The sequence below is a fragment of the Algibacter sp. genome (assembly GCF_049667265.1).
In the GTDB taxonomy this organism is placed as follows: Bacteria; Bacteroidota; Bacteroidia; order Flavobacteriales; family Flavobacteriaceae; genus Algibacter_B.
In genome coordinates this window covers 1-5,379 of the sequence record NZ_JBATHX010000007.1, presented here as the reverse complement: position 1 = coordinate 5,379, position 5,379 = coordinate 1, and the positions used below count along the sequence as shown (strand labels likewise).

Genomic DNA, 5,379 nt, shown 5'->3' with positions numbered 1-5,379 from the left:
TCTTCTAATCCAGTAAATACATCTGGAGTATATATGCATTCTGATCATCATCAAGCAGGGTATTTAGATGCTGGTTTATCGTTTTGGAATGTAAATGATGGTGGATTATGCTTTATTACCATGGATGGTGCAGGTACTGTAAACGCCCCAGTAATTGAGTATAAATCAGAAGGTGTTATTGTAACTCAAAGTTATACCATTTCGATTGATCCGTCTTCAGGGACAAATGATAATTTTATGATGGCCAATCAAGATAATGATGGTTTCAGTAAAGAAGGAGGCCAATGGGTAAGTGTATCTGCAGGAGATGGTGTGTGTTCAGCAATTGATTATTCAAATCCTGCTATTAGATATTTGGGAGGAACTACAGGTGCATTAACACGTTCTAATCAAGCTCTAGGATATACAGGAAATTTATATGGTGTTGCCTTACCAAAACCTGATGATGCCGAATTTGAATGGCCATTAAGTTTAGATACTACTAACCCAACAATAGCCTATGGAGGTTTTGGGGATCTTTACAGGTCTACTACAATAAGTACAAACGATGGTAATTCAACACCATGGACAGAAAATTTAAATTCGGGTGTTGGAAAGGTTGTACATTTTGATAACCAAGGTTCAAATCTTGCTGTTATTGGTGCCTCAGGAGATCTAAAATACTCAAACAATGCTGGAGTTTCTTGGACAACAATTAACTTGCCAACAGGAGTTACTGGAGTAAACTCTTTTTCTATTGATGCTGCTAGTCCGTCAACAATCTATTGTACTGCAAAAGGTTATGTAGATGGTAGTAAAGTATTTAAATCTACAGATGCTGGTGTAACCTGGACTAATTATTCTACAGGAATGCCAAATATTTTAATGAAAAGAGTGCTTTTCGAACAAAACCAAACTGGAGAGTATTTATTTGCTGCTACTGAGTTAGGTGTTTATTACAGATCACCTACGGTAACTTCTTGGACAAAACTAGGAACTAATTTACCTAACGTAATTGTTAAAGACATGAAAATAAACTACATAAGTGACAAGATGTATATCGGAACTTACGGAAGAGGAATGTGGGAGATAAATGTTGCTAACACGACTTTAGGAACAAAAGAAACTAAATTTGTTGATGAGCCTAAAATCTTCCCAAATCCTGTAGTTAACAATATTTTAAATGTAAAGTTAACTTCTCAATCTGGAAAAGTTGACTATGTAATCTATAATATAGTAGGAGGAGCTATTGCAAAAGGTAGCTTGAACGGATTAGATAACAAAGTAAATCTTAACAATCCAGCTAAAGGAATTTACATTATCAAATTGAAAGAAGGCAACAAAGTGTCAACTCAAAAATTCATGGTGAAGTAATTTTTAAGCATGTATAAAACTTTATTACTTATGTTATTGGGACTTTTTTTGTTTTCCTGTGCAAACACAAGAATTTTAAAAGCAGAAAAGGTTAAAGTAATACCAGGAGTTCCTTCGGGAACTCTTGTTATTAGGTTTAGTTTAGAGGTGGAGCTAAAAAAACAAACAGAATTTTTAAGTCTTAAAATTGATGATTCACCAAAACACTATACTTTTTCAGTAATAAATTTAAAATCGAATCAGCAAGGCAGTAATAAAGTGGTATACCCAAAGGGGAAATACTTATTACAAATTGATTTGCCTTTTGATGCGAAATTTGAAAATACAAAAAGTATGTTGGCCATTGAATTGAAATCAAATAAAATGATTACGATTTTAACTAAACCAACAGATTCTTTGAAAGTTTTAAACCTAAGATAATATCTTAAATTAATAGCACTAAACTTTCCAAAAGCCCTGATATTGTTTCAGGGCTTTTTTGTTACTTTACAGCTTAGAAAAGTAAAATGAATACACCACAATCATATTATCAAGAACATTTAGAAAAATACCAAAGCGAAGCCAAGAAACATTTCAAGCAAATGACGGCCCTTAGCACGTTACGATTATTAGTTTTTGTAGCAACAGGATTTGGGATATATTTCTTTTTACAACATTGGCAATTAGCCGTTTTAGTTGCAGTTTTGGGTATAGCGATATTTATTTACTTGCTTTCAAAATATACTGATGTTAAGGGTCAACGTGATTTTAATAAAGCTTTGGTAGAAATAAATGAAGATGAAATTAAAATAACTTCGGGCGATTATCATAGTATAGATGAAGGACTTCAATTTCAAGATCCATCACATTTTTATAGTTTAGATATTGATTTGTTTGGGCGCGGTTCGTTTTTCCAATTCATAAACAGAACAACAATAAACGAAGGTACCAAAAAACTAGCGGATGCTCTAAAAGCCAACCAAGTAGATAATATTAATGGCAGGCAAGAAGCCATAAAAGAATTAAATACAAAACCGCAATGGCGACAGTTTTACGCTGCGACCTCAAGTTTAATACATGTTGAAACACCAGCAAAACAGATTATTAATTGGTTGCAAAGCCATAAATCATTTTTGCCAAAAATCATGGTGTGGTTGCCCTTGGTATTTGGATTAGTTTCTGTTGTATTATTTGTGCTTACCGTTTTGGATATAATAACCAATCAAACACTTATAGGTTATTGGTTGCTTTTAGGGTTGGGGATTACAGGGCGTTATCTCAAAAAAATAAATGTCTTAGCATCAAATACTGATAAAGTTAGAGATACGTTTAGGCAATACGCACTATTACTTGATTTAATTGAGAATGAAACTTTTACTTCAGAATTATTAAAGAACAAGCAACAGCAAATTCAATTTGGCGATAAAAAAGCCTCCGACATTTTTAAGGCGTTTGCAAAGTCTTTAGATGCTTTAGATAATAGAAATAATATCATTGGAGCTATTTTTGGGAATGGTTTCTTTTTAACAGATATAAAAAACAGTTATCGCATCGAAAAATGGATAGAGCAATATGGAGCTAAAGTTTCCGATTGGTTCGAAGTGGTCTCATTTTTCGATGCTTATAATTCTTTAGGAAACTTTGCTTTTAATCATCCTGAATTTATATTTCCAGAAATAATCAATGAAGGTTCAATTATAAGGGCGGAAAATTTAGGGCATCCATTATTAAACCCTGAAAAACGAGTAGACAGTAATTTAACTATAGAAAATGAACAGTTTTTTATCGTGACTGGTGCAAATATGGCTGGTAAAAGTACGTTTTTGAGAACCGTATCCCTGCACATCGTTATGGCGAATATGGGTTTGCCAGTTTGTGCTAAATCAAGTAAATATTCACCTGTAAAATTGATTACAAGTATGCGTACAACGGATTCGCTAACAGATGAGAGTTCTTACTTCTTTTCAGAATTAACACGCTTAAAATTTATTGTTGATGCTATTCAAAAAGAACCTTATTTTATTGTTTTAGATGAGATTTTAAAAGGCACAAACAGTACCGATAAGGCCATTGGATCAAGAAAATTTGTTGAAAAATTAGTAGCTTCAAATGCCACAGGGATTATAGCGACGCATGATTTAAGTCTTTGTGAAATTGAAAACGAACTCGACGACGTAAAAAACTATTATTTTGATGCCGAAATAATCAATGACGAACTTCATTTTGATTATACGTTGAAAGAAGGTGTTTGCAAAAACATGAATGCTTCTTTCTTGTTGAAAAAGATGAATATTGTTTAGGTTTATCAGTCTTCAGTCTTCAGTCTTCAGTCTTCTGTCTTCGTGCTTCCAGCTTTCAATTTAACCTTCTCAATCATCTCGACAGCATTTTCATCATCCGGTTTTAAACTTAAAACTTTATAGTAGTTTTTTAAAGCTTCATTGTTATTTCCTGCTTGAAAATAAGATTCTCCTAAACTATCATAAACATTGTGTTTGTATGGAAATATTTTAGTATTCAAATCAAAAACATAAAAGGCTTTTTCCGTTTGGTTGGAGCGTAATAACGAATAGCCATACGTGTTTAATTCTCTGCTTCCTTTTACAAATTCAGCTAGTCTTGGTATTAAATTAGCTTCGTCTAATTTTAGGCTGTCAATCGGTTTTGAATTCAGCAAATAATCTAAATAATTGGCAGCCATGTAATTTGAGGTGTATTTGTTGTCGGTAACTATACGCAACATATCACGCTCAAAAGTTTCTTTTGGATGTTCCACAATGCGATTCACTTCTTTGCCGTTTTTATAGAAAATAAAAGTGGGAACACGGTGTATATTCAATCCTTTTTCTTCATGATTCGGACTTTGTTTATAGGCGTCTTCGGTTCTATTAACTGCAATAACTTGCAATTTGTTTTCAGGGAATTTTGCAGCTTCAATAACTTTGTAAAACCTTGGTATTTCTAGTTTGCTATCGCCACACCAAGTGCCTAAAAAAACTTTTATGTCGTATTGATTTAAAGAGTCTTTCAGTTTTTTAGCAATCGCTTTATTTACCAAATAATCCTCATGGTTTATGGAAAACCATGAGTTAAAGGTATTTCGTGTTAAACCGTTTTTATTAATTTCCCCAAGTAAAACCTCATTTCCTTTGGCGTCAAGTTCTATGTGATTTAAAGACTGAGAAAAACCAAACTGTAGGCTAAGTAAAATGATGAATAAGACTGCTCGTTTCATATTGATGATTTTGATTGATTATAAATCAAACTTAAACCAGTTATAAATGCCGTGCGAATTAATTTTACAAACAACAGACTTAAGTTTACAAACGGCCTTTTTGGTTGTTTGCAATTACAAAATCGACTTTCGTACAGAATGTTTGATGGTTTTGGGTTTTCTAACTACTTTTAAACTTGAAAAGCACTTCCTGCAAGGTTTTCTAACCTTGTAGGTATTAATCTTTACTATGACTTTTGTTAACAAGTACACCTCGCAAATTTTAGTGCACATTCTTTTTTGGATGCTTTTTGTGTTTGTGTCGTTATTTCTCTTTTCTGATTTTTATTGGAAAGAAAATCCGTTTTTACAATATGTATCACTTTTAGTAGCTATAGTTTATGTAAACAACTTTTTTCTGCTGCCTTTTTTTGTTAAAAAGAAGTGGTACGTTTTATATGTTTTTGTATTTGCCGCCATTTCGTTTTTCGCTACGCAATTATATTGTTATGCTTTTGCACAATGTGGTTGCAGTATTCCTAAATGTCTCAGCGATTATTTATGGCAAACCCTTGTGCCACTTATTTTCTTCTCTTTTATTTGGATTTTATATCGGTTTAGTGACGAGCAAGAAGAAGTCATTAAAGTTAAAAAGGAACATGCAGAAATGGAGTTGAAATTTCTAAAATCGCAAATAAATCCACATGTATTATTCAATAATTTGAATACCATTTATTCATATTCATTAGAAAAACCAAACGAAACGCCCGAGCTTATTTTAATGCTTTCAGATAATTTAAAACATGTGTTGTATGATAGTAATGAGAAAACTA

The 5,379-nt window shown here is 32.6% G+C and carries 5 protein-coding genes; 4 read left to right on the top strand and 1 reads right to left on the bottom strand.

The window, feature by feature from the left end; translation table 11 throughout:
• The 3 genes from WBN21_RS00255 to WBN21_RS00245 all read left to right on the top strand — a co-directional run.
• On the top strand, window positions 1–1,353 hold a 1,353-nt coding region (locus WBN21_RS00255), incomplete at its 5' end, for a T9SS type A sorting domain-containing protein (protein WP_424197315.1).
• 9 nt (window positions 1,354–1,362) lie between these two features.
• Complete coding sequence (locus WBN21_RS00250) at window positions 1,363–1,773, top strand: hypothetical protein (RefSeq protein ID WP_424197314.1); 411 nt, start codon at window positions 1,363–1,365, stop codon at window positions 1,771–1,773.
• 86 nt (window positions 1,774–1,859) lie between these two features.
• Entirely contained in the window at window positions 1,860–3,632 is a 1,773-nt protein-coding gene (locus tag WBN21_RS00245; protein ID WP_424197313.1) for a MutS-related protein, read from the top strand.
• A 26-nt stretch (window positions 3,633–3,658) separates the two neighbouring features.
• On the opposite strand, the gene WBN21_RS00240 is transcribed toward WBN21_RS00245, so the two are convergent.
• Window positions 3,659–4,567, bottom strand: coding sequence for a thioredoxin domain-containing protein (locus WBN21_RS00240; protein ID WP_424197312.1), 909 nt, complete (start codon window positions 4,565–4,567; stop codon window positions 3,659–3,661).
• Between the two features lie 229 nt (window positions 4,568–4,796).
• Here WBN21_RS00240 and WBN21_RS00235 point away from each other — a divergent pair.
• A partial coding sequence (locus WBN21_RS00235) for a histidine kinase (RefSeq protein ID WP_424197311.1) occupies window positions 4,797–5,379 on the top strand: 583 nt, incomplete at its 3' end.